Origin of the sequence: Paraburkholderia sp. JPY465, assembly GCF_050436725.1 — a bacterium.
Lineage (GTDB): Bacteria > Pseudomonadota > Gammaproteobacteria > Burkholderiales > Burkholderiaceae > Paraburkholderia > Paraburkholderia youngii.
The window spans coordinates 805313-827538 of record NZ_JBNDMT010000006.1 but is presented as its reverse complement, the minus strand read 5'-3'; the positions used below and the strand labels follow the sequence as shown (position 1 = coordinate 827538).

Genomic DNA, 22226 nt, shown 5'->3' with positions numbered 1-22226 from the left:
TGTACTCGTCGATAACGTAATTCATCGATAGTAAGAAAAGCGAAATATTTCTTTTCGTTACTCTTATCGCGCTGGTCGTCCGTCTTCCTGCGAGGGCGTCTTTGCCTGAAAAGGCATCGTTTTTTTCAAACCTTTGTGCATTGGTTCGGCTCACGCGAGGCGGATGATGCCATCCGCGCCGCGGCCGAACCCTAAGCCCAGCCTGCCACACACACGATGCTGCACCACGCACGCGAAGCATTCGAGTGTTTATCAACAGTAGCGCGGAGTCGGGAACATTTTTACCGCTTGCCCGTGCATTGCGGCTTTTCGCAAGACGTCGCGAACTGAACCAAGTCGGGTTGTCACGCTAATCCTTATCGTGGGCAGACATACTTTTTACACAATCCCTTCATATTATTCGCTCGTTTTACTAAGTGTTGCCCCCCATAAAAGAAGCGGTTGCCGAAACAACTCACACAGGGTCCTCCAAATGTCATCGCATCACAAAATGCGTCCAGCGCTTTGTCTAACGTCCGTTGCCGCTGCCTGCGTGCTCGCAGCTTGCGGCGGAAATTCGGACAGCCCCGCTCCCAACAACAACGCCAGCACGACCTACTCGGGCGTGGTCGCCGCAGCTGCCTTCGTACCGGGCAGCGCGACCGGTAACCCGAACCTGAAGGCCGGCTACTACTCCGGTGCCACCGTGTTCGTCGATGCCAATGGCAACGGTGTGCTCGACAACGGCGAAGCCTCGGCGAAAACCGACGCCAACGGCCATTTCTCGTTGACCACGACCGCCTCGGGTCCGCTCGTCGCTGACATCACGACCTCGGCCACCAACACGGCATCGGGCGCGAAGGTCGCGAGCCACCTGATCCTGCGCGCTTCGGCCGACCAGATCGCCGACCAGGGCGCCGGCAAGGTGGTGATCAGCCCGTTGTCGAGCGAAGTGCAGCGGCTCGTCGAAGCCAACGGCACCAAGTACGCGGCGGAGAAGGCCAATCTGTCGACTCGTCTGTCGGGCCCGGCGTTCAACAACGCGTCGGTGACGGTTCCTGCCGCCGACGTCCTGGCCGACGTCAACACTCTGTCCGGCGCCGAGCAGTATGCCGTGCTGTTCGAACAAAATGCACTGATCAACCGCTACACGTACGCGACCACGAAGCTCGATCGTGGCGACAAGTACCCTGACGCGCTGGCCGTTGCCGGAGGCGATCCCACCTTGGCAAGCGTTTCGGGCATCACCGCTGGCGAGACCATCCCGACGGATGCGCGTAAGGCGATCACCTTCGCACAAGCCCAGCAGGCTGCGTTCAACGTCGAAGCGATTCCGCGTTACGACAACATCTTCGTGATCATGCTGGAGAACAGCAGCACGAACCGCGTCAAGGGTTCGGCGTACATGCCGGCGGTCAACTCGATGATCACCAACGGCAACTACTTCTCGACCTACTTCGCGACCGGCAGCCCGTCCGAGCCGAACTACACCGCCTTGGGCGGCGCCGACGACTTCGGTATCGGCGACGACAACTGGTGGGGTTGCGCCGCCACCGGCACCACCGCCCCGACGGACAAGCCTTTCGCCGGCGGCACCGCTTCCGACGGCCAACCGCTGCCGGCCCACGTTGCGCTGACGCCGAACGACCCGATCATCGGTACTACCGCCGGCGGCGCCACCGTGGCCGTTGGATCGCTGCTGTCCAATTACACGGCAGCCGCCAACCAGGCGTGCTCGACGGATGGCACCGGCTCCGTTGCCAACCACAACATCATGAACGCGCCGAACCTGTTCACGCAGATTTCGAACGCGGGCCTGACGTGGCGTACCTACAGCGAATCCATGAACCCGGGTCAGGATCCGCGCGCCGACAGCCTCGGTGACACGGGTATATCGCAGGCCTATAACCAGACCGACGGCGGCATCACCGTGACGGGCACGCCGTTCGCCATGCCCGGCTCGCTCTACAAGACCAAGCACCATCCGGGCATGGCCTATCAGAACGTGCGTAACCAGCCGGAGTTCTACGCGAACAACCGCACGATCTTCGGTACCCAGTACTACACCAACGCGGCCGACCTGACCAGCACGACGCTCTACAAGGTTCCGACCGGCTACAACGTCGACCAGTTCAGCACCGACCTGGCCAAGGGCGACGTCGGTACGCTGAACTTCATCATGCCCGACCAGTGTGATGACTTGCACGGCACCGGCAGCGACGGCACCTGTAAGGACAGCACGACCGCCTCGGGTACCGTTCCGGCTCACTCGCTGTTGACCCGCGCCGACTTCTACACCAACGCGGTGGTGCAGAAGATCAAGGCTTCGCCGCTGTGGCAGAACAAGCAGCGCAACGTTGCCATCGTGGTCATGTTCGACGAAGGCAATGGCGCGTCCAACGGCGCCGGCAGCTCGTGCTGCGGCTGGGACGTGGGTGGCAAGGCTACGCAGATGCAGAACGCGGACGGCACCTGGACTCCGGTCCAGGCGAAGTACGGCAACGGCAACAAGGGTCACGGCAACTCGATCTTTGTGCTGATGACCAACCAGCAAGACGTCGGCACCGCGCCGAAGGGCGTCGCCGACAGCGATACGTATAGCCACTTCTCGTTCGTGCGCACGCTGCAGGACATGTTCCAGCTGGCCGACCCAGGTGTTCCGACTTCGTATGCCAACCGTTCGAAGTACACGGAATCGTACATTGCGCAGAACATCGCCAACCTGCCTGAATACGCTGGCAGCGCCGATACGCACTACGACGCGGTTCGTCCGATGAACCACGCCTATGTGATTCCGGCCGGTTACACGCAGAGGTTCCAGACGGGTGACGTCAACGATCCGGCGCAAGTCGGTCCCGACGCGACCCAGAAGAACCTGTGGGCAGCGAAGTAATAAAAAGTACTAAAGGGCAAGCACGCGCAAGCGTGCCATTCATCAAGCAGTAGCCTGCGCGGGGGAATGGTTCGGCCGCTCCCCCGCCGGCCGTTTTATCGAACAAAGCCGGGGAGTAGCGATGCGCAAGGTTTATGCGGGGGCGCTGTATGTCATCTTGTCAACATTGGCCGCTTGCGGGGGCGGGGGCTCGTCGCAGTCGTCCTCGACTGACGCCGGCACGGGCTCGACGGGGTCCCCGGGGTCGGCGCCTACGAGCACACTGAGCGCGGCGGCCCAGATCGGTGAGCAAATGTTCTTCGACAAGAACCTGTCTGGCGGCAAGAACCAGGCATGCGCGTCCTGCCACGATCCGGCGTTCGCCTACGGCCCGCCCAACAGCCTGGCTGTGCAGCTCGGTTCCGATGGCGTATCGGAAGGCCAGCGCGCGGTTCCTTCGCTACGCTACAAGGCTATGACGCCGGCCTACGACGACAATGCTTCGAACCCGGACGGCATCACGGCGAACGCGCCGGGCGGCGGGTTCATGTGGGACGGCCGCGGCAAGACGCTGGCCGATCAGGTAGCGCTGCCCCTCCTCAATCCCATCGAGATGAACAACGCCTCCAAGGACGCGGTGGTGCAGGCGGTGAAGAACTCCGCATATGCCGCAAAGTTCACGGCGGTGTATGGCCCGGCCGTGTTCGGCGATACGGACACGGCGTTCCAGGACATCGGACTCGCGCTGCAGGCCTTCCAAAATGAGGACCCGAGCTTTGCGCCGTATTCCAGCAAATTCGACCTGTATGCGAACAACAAGATCGGCGGAACATTGACGCCAGCCGAAATTCGCGGAATGAACCTGTTCAACGATACCGATCACGGAGCCGGCTGCGTGGCCTGTCATTTCATGGGCGCGAACTTCAACGGCTCGAACGCGCTGGGGACCGACTTCACCTATCAGGCGATCGGCGCGCCGCGCAACGACGCGTCGATCCCGGACAATCCGAACCCCATCGCGGCCAACCTGAACGCGAGCTACTACGACATGGGACTGTGCGGCCCGATCAATAACGGCAGCTATGACAGCCACACACCGCTTTCGGCCACCAGCGGCGCCGGCCCGGACCCCTTTACGGGCGTGAACAACCCGGATCCGTATTGCGGCCGCTTCAAGGTGCCGACGCTGCGCAACGTCGCCGCGCGCAACGCGTTCTTCCACAACGGCGTGTTCCACTCGCTCGAGCAGGTGGTTCGCTTCTACAACACACGCGACACCAACCCTGAGTACTGGTATCCGTCCACGGGTGGCGATTCGACCAAACTGACCAGCAACCCCAGCTATGCGCTGCAACCCACCTATGCAGCGGGCGCGACGGTGAATATGTTCAACGATCTGCCGGCCGCCTACCAGGGCAATATCGACGAGGAACTGCCGCTGGGGCAGGGCCAGACCGACGCGGGCGGCACCACCGCGTTGAACGGTGCGCAGCCGCGTGCTGTCCATTCGGCGCCGCAACTGTCGGATCAGGACGTGCAGGACGTGATCTGTTTCCTGAATACCTTGAGCGATGGCTACCACGCTCCCGCAACGCAGCCCACGAGCGGTAGCTGCGTGAATTGATCCTTCTGAATACTTGAACTATCCACGATGATGCATTTTTCGAATGCGGTGCGCGGCACTGCCATTGCGTGTTCCCTGACGGCGGCGTTCTTGTTGGGTGGTTGCCAGAACAAGACCGAACCTTCCGCGGAGAACTTCACCAACACCATCACGCACTACCTCGCCGACCGCGGCCACCTGTGCGTGGCGAAATACGATTGGCCCATCCACGTGGCCGATCAGGACGCCGTGGTCACGCATTCCCGCGATGCGGTGCAATTGCCGGTGATGGAAAAGCTGGGCCTCGTCAAGAGCACCGCGATGATGGTCGAGCGCACTGGCGAGGACGGAGCCAGGATCGAGGCTCCGGGACGCGAGTATGTGCTGACCGACGAAGGCAGGAAGTTCTACCTGCACAATCCGGTGGTGGTGGCGACACCCGGGAAGACCCTCACGCACGACGCCGATCTATGCGTGGCTACGCTGTCTTTGGACAAGGTGGTGGGCTGGGAGCCGCCCGTGACCCGCGACGGCGAGACCAGGACCTCGGTGCTCTACACCTATAAGATCGACCCGGCGCCTTTTGCCAGGACATCCGAGTTCCAGCGAGTGTTCCCGATGGTGGCGCGTGTGATCGAAGGCGCCGGCACCATGCAGCTGCGCGAGGGCGTGCGCCTGACCAAGGACGGCTGGGTAGCGGAAGAATATTTCGTTCGCTGATCGTTGAGTTGCCAACGGGGTGCGCACGACCGGATCGCGCGGAACCTCATGCGCGGCGGCTCCCATGCCGCCGCGCCGGGACCACCCGCACCGCTATGGCGTCCCCGCTGAACTCAATCCCGTGCTAGCAAAATAGATCACGAGAAAATACAGCAGCACGTAGAGCGCGTAGGTCTGCCCGTTGCCGGTATAGACGCGCCGTATCCGTGCCGCCGCCGCGAGCGCGAAATGCGATAGGCCGCGCCAGAAAATCTGCGCGACCGGCGGCACCGTGCGGCTCAGCATGGGCCGATAGAAGTGGTAAAAGTCCGGAGCGTTGCGCGCGTTGCCGCGGCGGCTGCGGTAGTACAGCGCACCGAGTCCGAACACGATCGCGGTGACGATCAGCACGACGATCACGACCGGCGTCGGATTCCAGAACCCGTAGATGCTTTCGAGCGACATGCCGCCCCATACCAGTGTCGCGGCGAACTGCGGATCGATCGCGGCGGATACCGGTTCGAGCAACACCTTTGGAAAGAACGACAGGATCGCGATTCCGACCACGAACAGGAACTGCGGCACCAGCAGCATCACCGGCGCTTCGCGCACCTGTGGCCGCTGCGGCGGGCGCGGCTTCAGGAAAACGCCGTTCAACAGTCGCAGCATGTACAGAAAGCCGGCGCAGGTCGCGAGCAGCCCGCACACGGCGAGCCCGAACCAGCCCTTGTCGATCATCGCGCTCAACAACAGCCATTTGCCGCCGAAGCCCATCAGCGGCGGCAGGCCCGACATCGACACGAGCGCGATCACGACCATCGCGAACGTCAGCGGCATCTCGCGCGCGAGACCGCCCACATCGGCGAAGTTGCGCGTGCCGGTGCGCAAGATCACACCCGCCAGCGCGAGGAACAGGATGCCCTTCACGAACATGTGATTGGCGACCAGGTACAGCGCGGTGACCCAGCCGAGATGGCTCATCAGGCCGATCGCGGTGACGATATAGCCGGTCTGGCTCATGCTCGACAGCGCGAGCATGCGTTTGAAGTCGTTCTGCCGCAATGCCATCAGCGCGCCGAATAGCGTCGTCAGCATGCCGATCCAAGTCATCACGTGCGCGAGTTCGAGGCCGACCTCCGAGCGTATCGTCAGATAGGTGCCGATCAGCAGGCCGAACATCGCGACCTTGCTGACCACCGCCGAGAGCATCGCGGTCATGTCGTCTTCCGCTTCGGTGTAGGCGCCCGGCAGCCATACGTGCACGCCGATCGCGCCCGCCTTGATCAGGAAGCCGGCCGCGAGCAGCACGAACGCGTGGTTCGCTTCCGGTCCCGAATGGATCAGCGCCGATAGCGCGATGGTGTCGTCGATCACCGCGACGTTGGCGAAGCCCGCCAGCAGGAAGAACGCCGCCAGCAGCGAAAACAGCAGGAAGGTCAGCACGTGCGGGCCCGCGCGCCGGCACTTCGCGATCAGGAAACACGACGACAGCGTGATGATTTCCCAGCTATAGAAGAATTCGAGCGACGTCGACGAGCGCAGCAGCGCTGGAATCGACAGCGACAGCACGACGAGCATCGGATAGAAGCCGGGGCGCGCATCGTCGCGATAGAGACTCGCCGCGGCGATCACGAGGCTGCCCGCGAGCAGCAGCCAGGCGAACAGCCCGGCGATACGGCCCGCGCCCTCGCAAAGCAGACTGCCGATCAATCCAATCGCGATCACCGCGAGCACGCCTTTCACGCGCCCTGGCAGACGATCGGCCGCATAGAACAGCGCGCCCGCCGCGAGCGGCGAGAAGATCCACGCCGACGCGACGCCCGAGAACACGGCCGCCATATAGGCCGCCGCGATCAGCAGCACGGCGACGCCGAACAGCGGCAGCAGCGCGGCGAGGTTCGGGCGCGCTTTGGCCTCGACACCGGACGGCGCCAGCGCGCGCACGAACCAGTGGAACATGTAACCCGCTTCGAGCAGCGAGCCGCTCAGGATCAGCACGATCCAGTACGGCTTGCCGGCGGCGGTCAGGCGCATTACGAGTTCCCACTTCGCCCAGAAGCCGGGGAACGGCGGCAGTCCCGCGATCGCCACCAGGAAGAGGCCGAGCAGGCCGATCAGCAACGGGCTGCGCGACAGGATCGCGCGTGCGTCGTCGCCATGCCGCCGCAGCACGCCGTTCAGCCAGAACAGCCCCGCCTTCGCGAACAGATGGTTGATGAAGAGGCCGCCGACGACGAGCGGGATCGATGCGTCCGCGCCGACCTGGCGCAGCAACGCGAGCGAAAGCATCAATAGCGCCATTTGCCCGATCGACGAATAGCCGAGCACGCGTTGCGGCTTCGTCTGCTTGATCGCGAGCAGGTTCGAGAACAGAAACGTGACGCCGCCCGACACGGCGAGAAGCGTCAGCTGGCCGTCGAAAAGCGGCAGCAGTTTCAGCAGCGCGAAGAACACGCCCGCCGACACGCCGACCGATACCATCGCGGCGACGCCGCTCGGCGCGGTCTCGTAGACGTCGAGCCCCCAGCCGTTGGCGGGAAACGGCTTCAGCTCGATCACGAGACTCGCGAACACGAGCAGAATCGCGGCCGTGCCGATCGGGCCGCCGATCTGCTCGCGCAGCGACAGCAATTCGTCGATGTTCAGCGTGCCGCTTACATGGTAGAGCAGCACCGCGCCGAGCAGGAACAGGGTCGACGCGATCACGGTCGCGAGGATGTACTTGAACGCGGCGGCGAGCGCGGCGGGCGTGCGCTCGAGCCCGAACAGGCCGTATGTCGCGATCGACACGATCTCGAGAAACACGAACAGGTTGAACAGGTCGCGGGTCATCACCATGCCGTCGATGCCCATCACCAGAATCAGGTACAGCAGCAACGCCGCGTAGTTGCCGCGCAGTCGGTCCCACAGATGCAAGGCGCCGAGCAGCGCGACCACGTTGACGCTGAACGTGAAGAAGCCTTCCCACAAGCCGAAGCGCAGATTGATCGACACCGGCGGCAGCGCACCCGCGGTCAGCACTTCGATCGTATCGCCGCCGTCGAGCAGGCCGTAGAACGACACCCCGGAGACCAGCACGATTCCGCACAGCGCGATGAAGAAGCCGAGCGTGAGCCACGGCTTGCCGAGCCGATACAGCAGCGGAATGACGAAGCCGCCGCCGAGCCCGAGAATGAAGATCTGCAACGGATGGAACAGCGCGGCTACCATTTCGACTCGGTGAAGGCGTCGATGGCGAGCGTCTTCTTGGCCGCGTAGAGACGGATTGCGAACGACAGCATGATGGCGGTGACCGATAGCCCGATCACGATTGCTGTGACGACGAGCGCCGATGGAACGGGATCGATCGCGCGGTGCGCGGCCGCGGATTTGCTGAGCGCCGCATCGATGATCGGCGCAGTGCCGCCCGTGATGTAGCCGGTCGCGACCATCACGATGTGCAGGCCCGTGTCGATCACCGCGAAGCCGATGATGATGCGCAGGATATTGCGGTGGGTCAGCATGCCCCACAGGCCGATCAAGGAAAGGCAGAAACCCGTGATCAGCAGGATCTTCGAAACCGGGATGCCGGTGCTCATGCGCTCTCCTTTTCGTTCAGCTTCTGAACCGGTCGATGATGACGCTAAGCTCCGCGCCGACCTTGACACCGAGCAGCGTGGAAATCAGCGGGATCGCGCCGGCGCTGAAGAACGCGCCGAACTGGCCACGCGGCAGAAAGCGCGCGTCGAGAAAACCGCCCGCGAGCACGAGGCCCAGAATGCCGATGCAAACGTAGAGCACGCCCGCGAGCGACTCGACGACGCTCAGCAGCGCCACGTTCAGCGTCGAGCGGGGCCGCGCGAGCAGCATCAGCATCACCGCGGATGCGACGATCGCGCCGCCCTGGAAGCCGCCGCCCGCCGACAGATGGCCGTTGACGATCACGTAGCCGCCGAAGGTGAAGATCATCGGCAGCAGCACCTGTTTGCCGGTATGTACGATCTCGCCGGCGGGCCGGCGCGCAAGCGCAGCTTCGTCCGGCGCAGCGGTGGGTGTTGCGCTTTCCTCTTTCAGCAGCATGCCGACGCTCGCCGCGACCATGAACAGCACCGCGACTTCGCCGAGCGTGTCGAAGCCGCGAAACGTGATCAGGATGCCGGTCACGATGTTCGGCGCGCCGAGTTCGAGCGGCCCTCTGACGACGTGGTACCACGCGAGCGGGCGCAGCCCCTGCAACTCCGCATAGCCGCCGACGATCCGCCAGAACACGACCGCGAACAGCAGCACCGTCAGCAGCGCGAACACGCGACGCATCATGATTCGGCCTTCCCGGCGGTGCGTGCGTCTTCGTCGGCGAGCGCGTCGGTGATCGTGGATGGGGTCATCGGCGTGCGGATCAGCCAGGCGGCGCGCGATAGCGCATGCGAGGACACCGGGTTGGTCACGAGCACGAAGTAGATCAGCAGAATCAGGCGGAAGGTCCAACTCGGGTGGTAGAACGCGAGGCCGATGAGCACGAGCATGTTGCCGAGCGTCGACGCCTTGGTGCCGGCCTGAATGCGCGTATACGCATCCGGCATGCGCAGCAGCCCGAGGCCGGCAGAGAACAGAAAGACGGCGCCCAACAAGATGAACACGCTGCCGGTCAATTCGAACATGCGCTAGCCCTTCTGATAGCCGGTCTTGCGGATCGCGTACAGAAAGACGAAGGTCGTGAGTCCCGAGCCGATCGCGGCTTCGGCCATCGCGACGTCCGGCGCGGCGAGCAGCAGGAAGGCGACCGCCGCGAACAGGCTCGCGAGTCCCGAGCTCACCATCGCGGCGAGCAGATTCTTCAGGCAGACGGCCAGCACTCCGCTCACGAGGATGCTCGCGCACATCAGCAGCAGGAGCAGTTCGAGCATCGTTCACAGCCCCCTTTCGAGAAAGCGCGCAATCGCCAGCACCGCCAGAAAGCTCAGCAGTGCATACACGAGTGCCACGTCGATATAGACGAAACGACCGGAGAACTGCGCATACAGCGCGATCAGCGACAGCGAGATGACCGTCAGCACGTCGATCGCGACGATGCGGTCGACGAGTGTCTTGCCGATCACGAGACGGATCACGCCGAACAGGATCGCGAACAAGATCAGCACGCCGGCGATCCGGAGCATGATCTCAGCCAAAGACTTTCTCCAGATGCTTTTCGAACGGTGCGACGAGTGTCCTGGTCGCTTCGTCGATATCAGTCGTCTTCACGTCGAGCCAGTGAATGAAAAGTATGTCGTCGCGAATGTCCATCACGAGCGAGCCCGGCGTGAGCGCAATCGAATTGGCGAGCGCGAGACGGCCGAGCGGTGTTTGGAGGCGAGTGCGAACCTTGACGATGCCGGGCTTGATGTCGATACGCGGCGAGTACACCAGCGCCATCACATTCAGATTGGCGCGTACGAGCTCGACGATGAAGGTCACGCTATACGCGGCGAAGTGATACGGCGCCGCTGGCGTTAGACGTAGGCGCTGCCATGCTTCGCTCGACGAAACGAAGACACGCGCGATGACGAAGGTAATGACGAGACCGACGAGAGCGGGTTCGATCGCGAGCGATGCATTCGCGACCATCCAGATGACGAACAGGACGACCCAGAGGCCGGCCATTTCCCGAGGAACGAACGACGACACCGGTTTTCCGTTGTTCGAAGCCATGTCATCGGTTCCTAAGGAGGCCGTGCGGAAAATTCTAAGTGACAATTTATGGCAAATCAAACCCGATGCCGATCGACGCTCGTTTATTGAAAAAGGACCACGATAGGGCTGTTTGCCCGCCGAAGCCCGATCCAAAGCTATGCGCCGCCCGCATGAATTGATTTTTTAATGAATTTGTGCGGATCGCCGGAACACGGTCGAATGTCGGGTTTCTCGCGGCCCGCGTATAACGGTGTGCCGCCTGTTTGAATTCATCAAAAAACCGATAAGGAGCAACAATGAAAGCCATGCTGGCCACCCTGACGATTGCACTGCTGGCCGTATCGTCCGGAAGCGCAATCGCCAAGGAATGGTCGACCGTGCGGTTCGGGGTCGACGCGAGCTATCCGCCGTTCGAATCGAAAGCCGCCGACGGCAAGCTCGTCGGCTTCGATATCGATCTTGGCAATGAGATTTGCCGCCGGCTCAACGCGAAATGCGTGTGGGTCGAGAATTCGTTCGACGGCATGATTCCCGCGCTGAAAGGCCGCAAATTCGACGGCGTGTTGTCGACGATGTCGATGACGCCCGCGCGTCAGGCGCAGATCGGGTTCTCGTCGAAGGTGTTCCGCATTCCGACGCGTCTCGTCGCGAAGAAGGGCTCGCCGATCGTGCCGACGCCGGAAGCGCTGAAGGGCAAGCGCATCGGCGTCGAGCAGGGCTCGATTCAGGAAACCTACGCGAAGACGTATTGGGAGCCGGCCGGCGCGGTGATCGTGCCGTATCAGGATCAGGATCTGGTGTATTCGGATTTGCTTGCCGGCCGTATCGACGCGTCATTGCAGAACGCGGTGCAAGCCGATATCGGCTTTCTGCGCACCCCGCGCGGTAAGGACTTCGGATTTGCCGGCAATCCGCTTTACGACGCGAAAACGCTCGGCAGCGGCGCGGCGATTGGTTTGCGTAAAGAAGATACCGATCTGCAGGAAAAGATCGACAAAGCCATTGCCGATATCCGCGCGGATGGCACTTACAACCGCATTGCGAAAAAGTATTTCGACTTCGACGTGTACGGTCAGTGAGCCGGGACCGCGCTGCAAGTGGCCAGCCTGGACCTGGCACTCGCGCGGCCCGACATCTAAACTGGTGTCATGACCTTCCTGAGCCGTGATGTGGCGAGCCGGTATGCCCGAATCAGCTGCAAGCGCCGCTTCATCCGGCCCGACCCGCATTGGGGAGGCACTGACATGCAGGGCTTTCAGATCACGTTCTTCACCCAGCAGGGGCGCAGCCACCATGGCAAGCCGCTTGCCGACTGGCTCGTGCGTCTCGCGAGCGAACTCGGCCTGCGCGGCGCGACCGTGATTCCGGCTTGCGAAGGCATCGGCCATCATCATCGCATTCACTCCGCGCACTTCTTCGAGCTTGCCGATCAACCGTTGTCCGTCGTGATGGCGGTGACGAGCGACGAAGCCGATCGGCTGTTCGATCGTCTGCGCGCTGAGCGTTTGCATCTGTTCTACGTCAAAACGACGGCCGAGTTCGGCGTCGTCGGAGAGGACGACGGGGCTTGAACGGCCGGCCCCGATGGCAGGTCCCGAACCTCGTTTTCTCGACCTGGTCCGCGTACGCGCGCGGGCATGCAGCCGCACAGGGCTGTGATGGGCATGTCGAATGCTTCGCTACTGGAGTCATCCCCAGGGAGAGCGAATCATGCGACAAGTTGCGACAAACATGCTGATCGCGCTGTCGGCCATTGCGTTGATGGCGGGCGCATCCGGCTGCAAGCGCTCGGCCGAGAACGGCCGCATCTCGACGGGCCAGATGAGCAGCGGTGTCATGAGCAATTCGGCGAGCCCGCGTGGCACACCGGGCGATAGCGACGCGGCGAATCGCGCGAACGGCGAGGCGGGCGCGGCAGCGAGCGCGTCGCCCGCCGCGAGCGCCGCCGCGGCGGTCCACAGCACGCCGGCGAGCGGGGCGTCCGCGACGCAGTAAGCGTCGCTCGGACGGGGCGCATGGCCTAACTATTCGTCCAACGGATCGGGGTCGCCCAATGCTGAGTCGATCGCGCGCTGGGCATTGTCGACGGCCTCGCCGATCGCGGGTTTGCCGCGCAGCGCGGAGCGCGCATGACGCGGAGCGGTCCAGGCTTCGAGGTCGCGAGCGTCGGTATCGGTGCGATCGATTCGCGTGGTGATCGACGAACCGCCGGCCAGGTCGTCCTCGACGAGCACGGTGATGGTGAAGCCGCGGTGGAGATGAACTTCCTGCATCGACGGTTCTCCTGGCTGGTTCGCTTTCGGAGCAGCATGCGCCGTTCCATGCGCTCGGGGCTCGTGCGCTCAATAGAACGGGACGCGGAACCGCGCGCAGCAGGCGGCTCAGTGGAGGCCCGCTCCAAAGGCTATGCCGCGGGCTCCTCGTGCCGCACGTTGACCATCCACGGCACGCCGAAGCGGTCGATCAACGTGCCGAAGCCACTGGTCCAGAAGGTCTGCTGGAACGGCATCGTGATCTGTCCGCCGTCCGCCAGCGCGTTGAAATATTTCTCGCCGGATGCCTGGTCGTCGGCGGTGAGCGACAGGCTGAAGCCCGCGTGCACGGTATCGCCGCCGCGGCAATCGCCATCCGACATCAGCACGTGCGTGTTACCGATGACGAGCGTCGCGTGCATGATCTTGTCGGCGTGTTCGGGCGCGACCGGGCGAGCGGGATCGGGCGGCGCGTCTTTCGCGCGCAGCTTCAGCAACTCCTGCGCGCCGAGCGCCGAACGATAGAACGCAATGGCTTCCTCACAACGGCCATTGAAGAACAGATAGGGTTGGATTTCCATGCTGATTCCCTGAGACGGGCGAGGGTAGGCAGACGATTCTATCAGCGTGATTTCGCGGACGGTCGGCTATCGAACCTGTGAGCACGCGACACCTGCTGCTCTTCAGTGTACCCTCCGCTTCATGCCTTCCCGGCATGACTGCCGCCATTGGCCGGATATGCCTCCTGCAACGCGATGGAGCCGGTTTCCAGCAGCGATTTGAGGTTGGACATGATCTTCGGCCAGCCGCCCGACACCGCTTCGATGAACTTCGACTGATCGCGCTCGATCGTATGCGTGAGCGTCAGCTTGACCGCCGTTCCGCTCGGTTCGAGTTCCATAGTGCAGCGTGAATCGCCTTCGGCTTGCAACTCGGGCCGCTTCTGATGCCGCCAGCGAATCACGAGGCGCCGCGGCGGCACAGCCTCGATGATCTCGCCCGCGTCGAAAGTCTCCCCCGCGCTCGACACGAGTTTCCACGACGAGCCCGCCGTCCATTCGCTATCGCAGTGCATGCCGAACCAGTACTGCTTGATGAACTCCGCGTCGGTGAGTGCCGACCACAACTGTTCCGGCGTGGTGCGGATATAGGTCACGTAGACGAATGTGGATCTAGTCATTGCCTTTCTCCAGGCGTCGTTTCAGGGTAGAGAGCGCCTTCAGGCGCGGCTTTTCGAACTTGGCAATCCAGCGCTCGTAGATTTGCTGCAGCGGCACCGGATTGAGGAAGTGCAATTTTTCGCGCCCGCTGCGTACCGTCACGACGAGGTTCGCCGCTTCCAGCAGGCCCAGATGCTGCGTGACGCCTTGCCGCGTCATGTCGAGGTGCTCGCACAGGTCGTTCAGGGTCTGGCCGTCGTGCGCGTGCAGCACGTCCAGCAGCTTGCGCCGGCTCGGATCGGCGAGGGCTTTGAACAGCAGGTCTGTGTCGTCGGGAAGCTCGGCCATGAACGGCTATAGGCAAGTGATCTGTTGCATTTACTATAGGCAAGAGATTGCTTGCATGTCAAGGAGAGTGGGGAAGCCTCGTGGGTCCCACTATCGGTGCGCGCAACAAAGTCTGCGGCATCGGCGAAAACGCTGTTCGGAGACAACAAGGTCTGCTGCATTTGAGAAATTCAGTGTGCGCTGCAGCAATCTTCAGGGTGCTATCGACTCGACAAGCCATAGCACAAGAAGCGGAAAACCCTTACTGCGCGACACAGAGTTTTCTGACTCGAGCCAGAAGCTCCCTAATCACAGTCCTGCCTTGGAGGTCCTCATGCGTGCTCGGATCGGCAGCTATACCGAGAGCGGTCTGTTGCACCAGGTCTGGTTCCGCGAAGACATGTCGCGTAAGACAGCTTCGCCCCGAGGGCATGTATGGTGAGGCCAGAACGTAACGACGAACAGAATTGGAAGGGAACTGAGATGGAAAAAGGGATCTTTGTTCGCTGCTGCACATAATGGCAACAGCCATTACCACAGAAGGGGCACCGTACATCGTTTCGCGTTGCGGCCAAGGGCTCACTGGCGCCAACGCGAAGCCATCAAGGTGCGTATCGCGATGCATAACTCGCGGCGCGCGCGGCCAACTGAGCTTGTCGTTCTGCCGCCGTGACGTACTTCGTTGTCGCGGGGAGAACGGTCCGGAGGTCGCTGATCTTCACGAGCTGGGCTGTCGCCGAAGGCCCCTGTGGCGTGGGTGTCGCCGGCAATCCTTGCCAGCGCAGGTTGAGAAAGCCCTGATGCAGACCTACCGTATCGACCCAGTTGTTAACGCCCGGGTCTGTCGGGGATACCACGAACGTGTAGGTGCCATCCGGGTTCGCCACCGCTTGCGCGTTGTTCAACGTCTGGGTGTGATTGATATAGTCGGTCGTGATCTGCCACCGTCCATAAGCCGGGGTGATGAAGTATTTGGCCCCGCCGAGGTTGACGTTCACGACCAGTGCTTCATCATCGGCAAGCTGAAAAGTGGAGTAGGTCGCCGCCTGGTTTGCGAGGCGTCCGCCCGTGCCGCCAAGTGATGGCGCTGGAAGCGTGTTGACAGGCTGGGCATATCCCAGCGCATTGAAGGAAGCGAAGGACACGGCGGCAGCCGGAGTCCGCAGCGTCGCGGCAAGGGTCTGAGCGATCGCTTGAGCGGATAGCGGTTGCGCCGAGACGGACGGGACCCGTTGTATCGCCAGGCTGTTGAACTGTTGCACGCCCCATTCGGTGATCGTATCTCGAATGAAGATCGACGCGGCTCCCGAAACGAGCGGGATGGCATTCCCATTCCCCGTTGAGGTCGTGCTGGCGTTAATGACGTAGCTGCCGTCCGCGTTGGTGGCGAGCTGGTCGCCCGGCAAATTGGACAGCGTTGCGTTTGCGCCGCTGTAGACGCTGAAATTGAAATCGACTGGCTTTTGCTCGTGGACCTTTCCCGTCAAGACGTAGCTCGACGCAGGGTCAATCGGAATGCGGCGATATATGGTGTCCGGGTTATCAAATGTGGTCCGCGATCCTGGCACGTTCATTCCGTACCAATTGTGCGGGGCCGCCAGAATTGATATCACCTTCGGGGCGCTGGCATCGCCCGCGGCAATCGCTAGCGCCAAAGAGAAAACATCCTCATCCACGGCCTGATCAATATTCGTCAACGCCTCACTCGATACCCCGCCGGTTGCACGAGCTGCTGCCAGCCAATTGGCTTTCAAGGTGGCTTTTGCCGCAATGACGGAAGGGTCCGCAACCGCAGTGATCGCGAGGGTCTCTGCTGCCAGTTGGTCCGGTGTCGCCAACGGGTTTTGGCTGTCCGCACTATTCGTACTGACTCCTCCTCCGCACGCATCCAGGATGAATGGGAGTACGGTAAGCGCTATTAGACGTCTATTGAACATATTGAGCGTGTGTTAGTTTTTTAAAAGCGTATGAGCGCCCAATCTATAGGTAGGTTTAGAGTAGGGAAACCAATAAAAATGCATATGAAAAGTCATCCTCCGCTTTTGCGGCGCCTTTTCGATTCGCTAAATCAGGGCCGCTGCCATTGCCCGGTTTGGCATCTGCAACGGCCGGCTCCCTAGGCGATCGCTGTTGGGCGCTGGATGTCATGGTGATGGGGTACTCGCAGCACGCGCCAACGCCATTTCGGCTTTACGGAAGTCCAGTATGAAAATTGGGCAAATCGACTGGATGGCCGTTATAGAGAAGCCTGCGCCACTTGAATGCCCATCGATCCATGTGGTGAGCGTCGCATGCTGGTCGAATTCTGCCCGATTCGATCGGCTCAGATTGAGCCACTACCGTCGGTCGAAGCTCCGTCGCCTCAACGACAGCTTCCTCTCGAACAGCGATGATCCGACATCCCGCGTTCAGCGACACGAACGGCCATTGCCGGATGTTGCGGCTAATAGGCCAAGCGCTTCATATGCGCTTGCTTCATAAGTTTGCTCGGTCATGGAGCGCGCCCATACATAGCCAAATAGTCCGGATGCGATGACGACGCAGTTGCCGCATTCTTAGCAGCGCCCGGAATATCTCTTCCTCCAACCCGTTTATTCCACACGTATCTCTCGGCATCCGATTTGCCGATTTCACCCAGCCACATCGCATCGCGGCTTGCCTACCGCGAGGCAGCGTCACGCTCCGTGACGGGCGACCCGCTGCCCCGACGATCGCCACACTGCCAGTCACTTTCAATGGAGGTCAAGCCACACATCATTAGCTAACTGCAGATCTGTCCGTCTAAGCGGGTCAACCCGAGGAGGAATCATGAAATCGTTATTCAAGCCCCGCAGCTTCAGGCCACTGGGTTCTCGTGCTGCCAGCCTGTCCGTTGCCGCGTTCATCGCCGCGTTGGCCGCAGGCGAGGCGTGCGCGGAACAGCCGCCGGCACCTTGCCACCCGAATCCGAACGCCGCCGCCGACGGTGCGCTGGTGCGCCAGCGCGGCGACATCGCGAACCTGCCGGATCCGCTGCAGGACATTCTCGAAAGGATGGCCGAGCGGCCCCATTCCTACTTGCCCATTCAGGCCTTCGCCGAGGCCGACAAACCGAGCCAGCTATTCCAGTATTACCTGCTGTCCACGACAGGATTCGAACCAAATCCGTTCACCGCACGATTCCCGGGCATCAACGACAAGGCGATGCTGACGGCAACTGGCGCTGACTGCGGTTTGCCAACCATCGGTGCGGTGCGTCTCGTGGTTGAACCGAAACCTGGGCTGCCCACTGATCCGAACAACGTTCGCGCCTTCATCGATGTCTTTACCGACCTCTCGTATCTGTTTGTGATCAACAACGAAAGCGGTTGGTACGAGGGCTGGATGATCCACGATTTGCGCGTGCCGGATATCGCACCGCCCCGACCCGACGGACACGCCCAGTTCGGCACGATGACAAGCGCGGACGCGGCCGCCTTGCAGGCGATGGGTACCCACAACAACCTCCCAGGCCGGCTGTTCACAATGGATGGCAAGGCACCGCACTTGCCCGACGCTTACGACCACTTCCCTGACCGCCAGACCAATATCGTGCCGATCCAGCTAAGCATGGGGGCGGTCAACTGCATGCAGCAGTCTGATTGTCACGGCTACTGGGAATTCAACTACACCACCAACTGGACCCATCCACCCTACGAGTTGCCTTTTACCGGCGGTATCCCCGGTACCTTTGAGGCGGGCAAACTTGGCGCGCTGTCCTCATTGATTCCGGGCTCGGGACCCGCAGGCGTGAAGAACAGTCCGATCGACTACGGTGACGATCCGAACAATGCGGCTCCGCTCGGTGGTGCGGGTCCGCGCGACCCCGACCGCTTCGATGCGGATGTCGATAACCAGCGGGAATACCGCCAACGCTTCATCCCGAGCGGGCTGGCTCACGAAATCTACCTGGACACCTATGTGCGATTGGCATCGTTCGAGCATGGCACGCCGTTCCCGCAGCGCCTGTATGACGCCTATGTGGCCGAAGTCAGACGGGTCGATACCAATGGCGACGGCGTCATATCCGCAAGCGAGGGAGACGTCGATACTGCCAGCGATGGGTTCTCGGACAATTCCCGCCTGTTCTTACCAGCGACTTCGTTCCGTCGCTTTGCCGTGACGCGCGAAATCAACGACGGTTTGCTGGCACCTCGGTTCGCGCCTAGTCAGCGAGCCTGGGTGTTGACGGGTGCCGCCAACACCGTCAACCCACCTCGGCCGGCGTCTACGGGTCGCGATAGCGACGACCGTTGAACTCGACCTGACGGGATGTTTCCTGAGTTGCGAGAGGCGTTCAAACCGTATCGTGCGCTCTGAAGGTAGCCAATAGGGCGGCCCAAAAGTCGGCCCTATTGCTGCCTTCCGTTGATGCTCATCATCCAACGTTAACGCTCGTTACCCGGGGTATAGCCGACGCTCGAACGTCCCCGTGCAAGCGTGATCGAAGGTCCCTTGTTGGGCCGATCACTGTCGAATGCGGATGTCGCTGTTCGACCCCTTCTCGGTCATCCCCTGGATTCGAGTTGAGAGAGCGAATTGGGTCTATGAGCGGTCATCCGGCCTGATAACCACTCGCACGGCCTGCGCCAACAAGGCATGCCGCTGCCGAAGACTAGTTCTTGCGGAAGCTCATCGCATCAGGAATCTCTGTTTCCAATGCAAACAGGACGCCGTTCGGCCCGTGCCGGTATCCAGAGGACGCCCAGAGGATTCCAGAAGCAAGGGCAGCAATCGTTTGAGGGCGGACTAGGTGAGAAGGACAGCGAGACGACCAGGAACCCCCAAGCGGGGGCAGGGTTGCTCCCTCATTGCGAGCTTCGGGAGGCCGTCGCAGAAGCTGTCTCACCTTTGCCTTTGCTTCCCCGAGTGCATCCAATCGAAGCGATACGATCAGCCTGGCTATTAGAGGCCGAGATCTGACAAGCCGGGATGATCATCCGGACGGCGGCCCAGCGGCCAATGGAACTTCCGCTCTTCTTCCTTGATTGGCAAATCGTTGATGCAAGCGTAGCGATTCACCATCAGACCGTCCTCGCGGAACTCCCAGTTCTCGTTGCCATAGGACCGGAACCAGTTACCAGAGTCGTCACGCCATTCGTAGGCGTAACGCACGGCGATCCTGTTACCAGTGAACGCCCACAGCTCCTTGATGAGACGATACTCGTGCTCCTTCGACCATTTGCGCTCAAGGAACCCTCGGGCTTCATTGCGGCCGTTTGCGAATTCAGCACGGTTGCGCCAGCGAGTGTCCAGGCTATATGCGAGGGACACTTTGGCAGCGTCGCGGGTGTTCCAGCCATCCTCGGCCAGGCGCACTTTCTCGACGGCGGATTCGCGTGTGAAAGGAGGGAGCGGCGGACGGATTTCAGTATTGGTCGACATGGTATTACCTCAGTGGTTGGTGGATGAAGACCCGAGACCGGGCCGAAGGTTGGATAAGAGCAGTGCTGCGAGTCCTTGATCGCTCGGTCTGGCGATTAGCCCGTGTACATGGCGGACTTCGCTCGCTTACGCCGCAAAGGTGATGTAACCGCCAGAGTGCGTCATGATGTGCGCCCAACGCACGGCCGCGTACAGGCCCTCGGCGCACGCAAAGTCGCTGCCGTCAATCGCGACGACCCACTGGTCTTCTTTGAGGCGTAGCGCGAGTCGTTGGTGGTCGACCAGATCGCTGTACCAGCGCCATGTGGCTAAGTTTGACTCGTCCGACTGCAGAGCTTGATGAAGGACAGCGACTTCGTAATGTGAGTGGCTCATGACAGTCTCCGTGAAGTACCGACCTTCATATGATGTAGACCGGTCTGTATCCGATGGGCGACGCGATTGCCCGGATTCGGTTCGTTCGCCAGGCAAACTAGCGAGCGAATCGTGACGACTGAATGTGGCGAGAATGAAGCACGCGGACGTGCCAGGACTTGCGCGATACTTCAGATCGCGTGGCGTCTAGTATTCGCGCTGCCGTTGGACGGCTATTGGCCGAAATAGATTGGCTGCATGCCGTCGTTGTCGACGTGACGAGCAGTCTTGGGAACACCCGCTGACGACGAGCCTGCCTCGGCGACACCGCCATAGCTCGCATCCCCGCGTTGCGCGGCCAGGCGTGCTTCGGCCGCCTGAATCTCGGCGGGGTAGTTGGGGTCTTCTCCACGAGACTGGTCGTAGCCCACAGCACGCAGTTGCGCGAGTTCCGCGCGAACCTGGGCGCGAGTCAATCCGGATGTGTCAGTGCCTGCGAAAACGGGGCTGGTGACAGATGCAGCGATAACGAGTACCGCAAGGAAGCGAGATTTCATGATTCTCTCCAAAGAAACAGTGACGACGGAGCAAGAATGCATCAATCCGGCTATAGGGTCTAAGACCGATATCCTATGTTCTCTATAGGAGAAGCTAATAGTTCTGGTGATGGATTGAGAAGCCCGTTTTCTGACCAGACTGCAGACTTCTCGGAATGCGCCGTTGCTAGCTTCCGTCCCGCGATTGCCGAATCTAGGCCCGGTGCTCGAGCTGCTTAGTGCCAACCCCGGCTGTCTTCAACGCCGCGTAAATCACAATCCAGTTCCTGGCCGAAGTCGAGCGCCCACTCCTCACCGTCTCACCGTACGGTCATGCTCTTCAGCTGAAGCTTTGCGATGCCGACACCACCGGCGCGAGTTGTGCGAAGCGGCGTAGGTGTCGGAGCTAACGGAGAGCGCGTTACGTGTCGATCTCTTCGCTTCGCGCGTCGCGCGCCGCGATCTCCATTAGCGACGGAAGTTCTCCGTCAATTCCATCAACACCTGGACGAAGGCCTTGCTCGCTGCCGTCCGATACGCGTCCTTGCGTTGCAGCAGCACGGCCGTGCGCGTCGGCAGCGGCGGGTCGAGCAGCACGGGGTGCAGCTCGGTATGCTCGCGCGCGATGCCGTCGGGCAGTACGGTTGCGAGCTGCCCACGCCGCACGATCTCGACGATCGCACTGATCGAACTGACCTCGATGGCAACCTCCGGGAGAATCCGGTTCTGCGTGCAGTATTCGTCGATGTAACGCCGCGTCGCGAACGCCTTGTTAAGCAGCACCAGCCGTTCGTTGGCGAAGTCCTGCGCGGACAGCGGCTTGCGGCGCGTCGCGCGCGCATGGCCGCCGCCGACGACGAGGCTCAGCGTCTCGCGAAACAACGGCTCGCTTTCGATTTCCGCAGTGTGGACGGGCTCGAACGCGATGCCGGCGTCGAGCCTGTCATCGGCGAGCTGCGCTTCGATCTGATCCTGCGTGATTTCCTGAATGTCGATCGCGATGCCGGGATGCAGGCCATAAAAACGATCGATCACGGGCCCCACGAGATACGCCGTGAAGGTCGGCGTCACGGCAAGGCGCAGATTGCCGCGGCTCAGTTCGCCGACGTCATGTATCGCCCGCACGCCCGCATCCAGATCCTGTAGCGCGAGCTTCGCATAGCGCAACCACGCCGCGCCCGCATCCGTAAGTTGCACGTTCCGCCCCGAACGGTCTAGCAGCTGCGTGCGCAGCGTCTCTTCCAGTTGCCGTATCTGCTGCGACAGCGTGGGCTGCGAAACGTGCAGCGCCTCGGCGGCGCGCGTGAAATTGCGGTGTTCCGCGACAGCCAGGAAATAACGGATATGACGCAACAGCATGGCGAATTCCTCGTCCTCGAATAACTATTGGTG

24 protein-coding genes and 1 pseudogene are annotated in these 22226 nt (G+C 61.7%); 7 read left to right on the top strand and 18 right to left on the bottom strand.

What is annotated here, in order from left to right; translation table 11 throughout:
• Nucleotides 1–472 precede the first annotated feature (472 nt).
• From QFZ94_RS37165 to QFZ94_RS37155, 3 genes are all read left to right on the top strand, one after another.
• A complete protein-coding gene (locus QFZ94_RS37165) occupies nt 473–2872 on the top strand; it encodes an alkaline phosphatase family protein (protein ID WP_429462968.1) in 2400 nt (799 codons plus the stop codon).
• Between the two features lie 121 nt (nt 2873–2993).
• Complete coding sequence (locus QFZ94_RS37160) at nt 2994–4475, top strand: cytochrome-c peroxidase (RefSeq protein WP_429462967.1); 1482 nt, start codon at nt 2994–2996, stop codon at nt 4473–4475.
• 27 nt (nt 4476–4502) lie between these two features.
• Nucleotides 4503–5174 carry a hypothetical protein gene (locus tag QFZ94_RS37155; RefSeq protein ID WP_368582657.1) on the top strand — a complete coding sequence of 224 codons (672 nt, stop codon included), beginning with the start codon at nt 4503–4505 and terminating at the stop codon, nt 5172–5174.
• A 93-nt stretch (nt 5175–5267) separates the two neighbouring features.
• On the opposite strand, the gene QFZ94_RS37150 is transcribed toward QFZ94_RS37155, so the two are convergent.
• From QFZ94_RS37150 to QFZ94_RS37115, 8 genes are read right to left on the bottom strand one after another with little or no spacing between them, the layout of a single operon-like run.
• Nucleotides 5268–8363, bottom strand: coding sequence for a proton-conducting transporter membrane subunit (locus tag QFZ94_RS37150; RefSeq protein ID WP_429462966.1), 3096 nt, complete (start codon nt 8361–8363; stop codon nt 5268–5270).
• A complete protein-coding gene (locus QFZ94_RS37145; protein WP_410852755.1) occupies nt 8357–8731 on the bottom strand; it encodes a sodium:proton antiporter in 375 nt (124 codons plus the stop codon). The genes QFZ94_RS37150 and QFZ94_RS37145 overlap by 7 nt, the downstream gene beginning before the upstream one ends.
• A 16-nt stretch (nt 8732–8747) precedes the next feature.
• Complete coding sequence (locus tag QFZ94_RS37140) at nt 8748–9449, bottom strand: Na(+)/H(+) antiporter subunit B (RefSeq protein WP_429462965.1); 702 nt, start codon at nt 9447–9449, stop codon at nt 8748–8750.
• A complete protein-coding gene (gene mnhG / locus QFZ94_RS37135) occupies nt 9446–9790 on the bottom strand; it encodes a monovalent cation/H(+) antiporter subunit G (protein WP_410852757.1) in 345 nt (114 codons plus the stop codon). The genes QFZ94_RS37140 and mnhG overlap by 4 nt, the downstream gene beginning before the upstream one ends.
• Nucleotides 9791–9793: 3 nt before the next feature.
• Nucleotides 9794–10036, bottom strand: coding sequence for a hydrogenase subunit MbhD domain-containing protein (locus QFZ94_RS37130; RefSeq protein ID WP_018433708.1), 243 nt, complete (start codon nt 10034–10036; stop codon nt 9794–9796).
• A 3-nt stretch (nt 10037–10039) separates the two neighbouring features.
• Complete coding sequence (locus QFZ94_RS37125) at nt 10040–10300, bottom strand: monovalent cation/H+ antiporter complex subunit F (protein ID WP_176378568.1); 261 nt, start codon at nt 10298–10300, stop codon at nt 10040–10042.
• On the bottom strand, nt 10293–10820 hold the full coding sequence (locus QFZ94_RS37120; RefSeq protein ID WP_429462964.1) for a Na+/H+ antiporter subunit E: 528 nt from the start codon (nt 10818–10820) through the stop codon (nt 10293–10295). The genes QFZ94_RS37125 and QFZ94_RS37120 overlap by 8 nt, the downstream gene beginning before the upstream one ends.
• Before the next feature lie 46 nt (nt 10821–10866).
• On the bottom strand, nt 10867–11109 hold the full coding sequence (locus QFZ94_RS37115) for a hypothetical protein (protein ID WP_429462963.1): 243 nt from the start codon (nt 11107–11109) through the stop codon (nt 10867–10869).
• Here QFZ94_RS37115 and QFZ94_RS37110 point away from each other — a divergent pair.
• The 3 genes from QFZ94_RS37110 (at nt 11099) to QFZ94_RS37100 (ending at nt 12797) form a co-directional block, all read left to right on the top strand.
• Nucleotides 11099–11881: an ABC transporter substrate-binding protein gene (locus QFZ94_RS37110; RefSeq protein ID WP_429462962.1), complete on the top strand. Its 783-nt coding sequence runs from the start codon at nt 11099–11101 to the stop codon at nt 11879–11881. The two genes, QFZ94_RS37115 and QFZ94_RS37110, sit on opposite strands and share 11 nt — an antisense overlap.
• Nucleotides 11882–12046: 165 nt before the next feature.
• Nucleotides 12047–12373 carry a DUF190 domain-containing protein gene (locus QFZ94_RS37105; protein WP_429463654.1) on the top strand — a complete coding sequence of 109 codons (327 nt, stop codon included), beginning with the start codon at nt 12047–12049 and terminating at the stop codon, nt 12371–12373.
• A 139-nt stretch (nt 12374–12512) separates the two neighbouring features.
• A complete protein-coding gene (locus QFZ94_RS37100) occupies nt 12513–12797 on the top strand; it encodes a hypothetical protein (RefSeq protein ID WP_429462961.1) in 285 nt (94 codons plus the stop codon).
• A gap of 29 nt (nt 12798–12826) precedes the next feature.
• Here QFZ94_RS37100 and QFZ94_RS37095 read toward each other — a convergent pair whose 3' ends face one another.
• The 5 genes from QFZ94_RS37095 to QFZ94_RS37075 all read right to left on the bottom strand — a co-directional run bounded on the left by QFZ94_RS37095 (nt 12827) and on the right by QFZ94_RS37075 (nt 16379).
• A complete protein-coding gene (locus QFZ94_RS37095; protein WP_429462960.1) occupies nt 12827–13075 on the bottom strand; it encodes a hypothetical protein in 249 nt (82 codons plus the stop codon).
• 131 nt (nt 13076–13206) lie between these two features.
• On the bottom strand, nt 13207–13635 hold the full coding sequence (locus tag QFZ94_RS37090) for a VOC family protein (protein WP_429462959.1): 429 nt from the start codon (nt 13633–13635) through the stop codon (nt 13207–13209).
• A gap of 119 nt (nt 13636–13754) precedes the next feature.
• Nucleotides 13755–14234, bottom strand: coding sequence for an SRPBCC family protein (locus QFZ94_RS37085; protein WP_152852848.1), 480 nt, complete (start codon nt 14232–14234; stop codon nt 13755–13757).
• The gene (locus tag QFZ94_RS37080; protein ID WP_410852761.1) at nt 14227–14562 is read right to left on the bottom strand and encodes an ArsR/SmtB family transcription factor; all 336 of its coding nucleotides are present in this window, start codon (nt 14560–14562) and stop codon (nt 14227–14229) included. The genes QFZ94_RS37085 and QFZ94_RS37080 overlap by 8 nt, the downstream gene beginning before the upstream one ends.
• 581 nt (nt 14563–15143) lie before the next feature.
• Complete coding sequence (locus QFZ94_RS37075; protein ID WP_429462958.1) at nt 15144–16379, bottom strand: hypothetical protein; 1236 nt, start codon at nt 16377–16379, stop codon at nt 15144–15146.
• A 970-nt stretch (nt 16380–17349) separates the two neighbouring features.
• Here QFZ94_RS37075 and QFZ94_RS37070 point away from each other — a divergent pair.
• Entirely contained in the window at nt 17350–18816 is a 1467-nt protein-coding gene (locus QFZ94_RS37070) for a hypothetical protein (RefSeq protein ID WP_410852763.1), read from the top strand.
• Nucleotides 18817–19130: 314 nt separating this feature from the next.
• Here QFZ94_RS37070 and QFZ94_RS37065 read toward each other — a convergent pair.
• The 5 genes and pseudogenes from QFZ94_RS37065 to cynR all read right to left on the bottom strand — a co-directional run.
• Nucleotides 19131–19237: pseudogene (locus tag QFZ94_RS37065) on the bottom strand (IS5/IS1182 family transposase); the annotation flags it as partial.
• Nucleotides 19238–19464: 227 nt separating this feature from the next.
• Nucleotides 19465–19944, bottom strand: coding sequence for a DUF1348 family protein (locus QFZ94_RS37060; RefSeq protein ID WP_018437280.1), 480 nt, complete (start codon nt 19942–19944; stop codon nt 19465–19467).
• Nucleotides 19945–20070: 126 nt separating this feature from the next.
• Nucleotides 20071–20319 carry a hypothetical protein gene (locus tag QFZ94_RS37055; RefSeq protein ID WP_342964143.1) on the bottom strand — a complete coding sequence of 83 codons (249 nt, stop codon included), beginning with the start codon at nt 20317–20319 and terminating at the stop codon, nt 20071–20073.
• A gap of 212 nt (nt 20320–20531) precedes the next feature.
• Entirely contained in the window at nt 20532–20855 is a 324-nt protein-coding gene (locus tag QFZ94_RS37050) for a DUF4148 domain-containing protein (RefSeq protein WP_368585082.1), read from the bottom strand.
• Nucleotides 20856–21302: 447 nt separating this feature from the next.
• Entirely contained in the window at nt 21303–22193 is an 891-nt protein-coding gene (gene cynR / locus QFZ94_RS37045; protein ID WP_368585081.1) for a transcriptional regulator CynR, read from the bottom strand.
• Between the last annotated feature and the right edge of the window lie 33 nt (nt 22194–22226).

Excerpts from the sequence above, each read along its gene's own strand:
- QFZ94_RS37120 (WP_429462964.1), bottom strand. The coding sequence starts at position 10,820 with ATGGCTTCGAACAACGGAAAACCGGTGTCGTCGTTCGTTCCTCGGGAA.
- QFZ94_RS37060 (WP_018437280.1), bottom strand. The coding sequence starts at position 19,944 with ATGTCGACCAATACTGAAATCCGTCCGCCGCTCCCTCCTTTCACACGC.
- QFZ94_RS37115 (WP_429462963.1), bottom strand. The coding sequence starts at position 11,109 with ATGGCTTTCATTGTTGCTCCTTATCGGTTTTTTGATGAATTCAAACAG.
- QFZ94_RS37055 (WP_342964143.1), bottom strand. The coding sequence starts at position 20,319 with ATGAGCCACTCACATTACGAAGTCGCTGTCCTTCATCAAGCTCTGCAG.
- cynR (WP_368585081.1), bottom strand. The coding sequence starts at position 22,193 with ATGCTGTTGCGTCATATCCGTTATTTCCTGGCTGTCGCGGAACACCGC.
- QFZ94_RS37080 (WP_410852761.1), bottom strand. The coding sequence starts at position 14,562 with ATGGCCGAGCTTCCCGACGACACAGACCTGCTGTTCAAAGCCCTCGCC.
- QFZ94_RS37150 (WP_429462966.1), bottom strand. The coding sequence starts at position 8,363 with ATGGTAGCCGCGCTGTTCCATCCGTTGCAGATCTTCATTCTCGGGCTC.
- QFZ94_RS37140 (WP_429462965.1), bottom strand. The coding sequence starts at position 9,449 with ATGATGCGTCGCGTGTTCGCGCTGCTGACGGTGCTGCTGTTCGCGGTC.
- QFZ94_RS37090 (WP_429462959.1), bottom strand. The coding sequence starts at position 13,635 with ATGGAAATCCAACCCTATCTGTTCTTCAATGGCCGTTGTGAGGAAGCC.
- mnhG (WP_410852757.1), bottom strand. The coding sequence starts at position 9,790 with ATGTTCGAATTGACCGGCAGCGTGTTCATCTTGTTGGGCGCCGTCTTT.
- QFZ94_RS37155 (WP_368582657.1), top strand. The coding sequence starts at position 4,503 with ATGATGCATTTTTCGAATGCGGTGCGCGGCACTGCCATTGCGTGTTCC.
- QFZ94_RS37050 (WP_368585082.1), bottom strand. The coding sequence starts at position 20,855 with ATGAAATCTCGCTTCCTTGCGGTACTCGTTATCGCTGCATCTGTCACC.
- QFZ94_RS37145 (WP_410852755.1), bottom strand. The coding sequence starts at position 8,731 with ATGAGCACCGGCATCCCGGTTTCGAAGATCCTGCTGATCACGGGTTTC.
- QFZ94_RS37070 (WP_410852763.1), top strand. The coding sequence starts at position 17,350 with ATGAAATCGTTATTCAAGCCCCGCAGCTTCAGGCCACTGGGTTCTCGT.
- QFZ94_RS37130 (WP_018433708.1), bottom strand. The coding sequence starts at position 10,036 with ATGCTCGAACTGCTCCTGCTGCTGATGTGCGCGAGCATCCTCGTGAGC.
- QFZ94_RS37095 (WP_429462960.1), bottom strand. The coding sequence starts at position 13,075 with ATGCAGGAAGTTCATCTCCACCGCGGCTTCACCATCACCGTGCTCGTC.
- QFZ94_RS37165 (WP_429462968.1), top strand. The coding sequence starts at position 473 with ATGTCATCGCATCACAAAATGCGTCCAGCGCTTTGTCTAACGTCCGTT.
- QFZ94_RS37085 (WP_152852848.1), bottom strand. The coding sequence starts at position 14,234 with ATGACTAGATCCACATTCGTCTACGTGACCTATATCCGCACCACGCCG.
- QFZ94_RS37100 (WP_429462961.1), top strand. The coding sequence starts at position 12,513 with ATGCGACAAGTTGCGACAAACATGCTGATCGCGCTGTCGGCCATTGCG.
- QFZ94_RS37105 (WP_429463654.1), top strand. The coding sequence starts at position 12,047 with ATGCAGGGCTTTCAGATCACGTTCTTCACCCAGCAGGGGCGCAGCCAC.
- QFZ94_RS37110 (WP_429462962.1), top strand. The coding sequence starts at position 11,099 with ATGAAAGCCATGCTGGCCACCCTGACGATTGCACTGCTGGCCGTATCG.
- QFZ94_RS37160 (WP_429462967.1), top strand. The coding sequence starts at position 2,994 with ATGCGCAAGGTTTATGCGGGGGCGCTGTATGTCATCTTGTCAACATTG.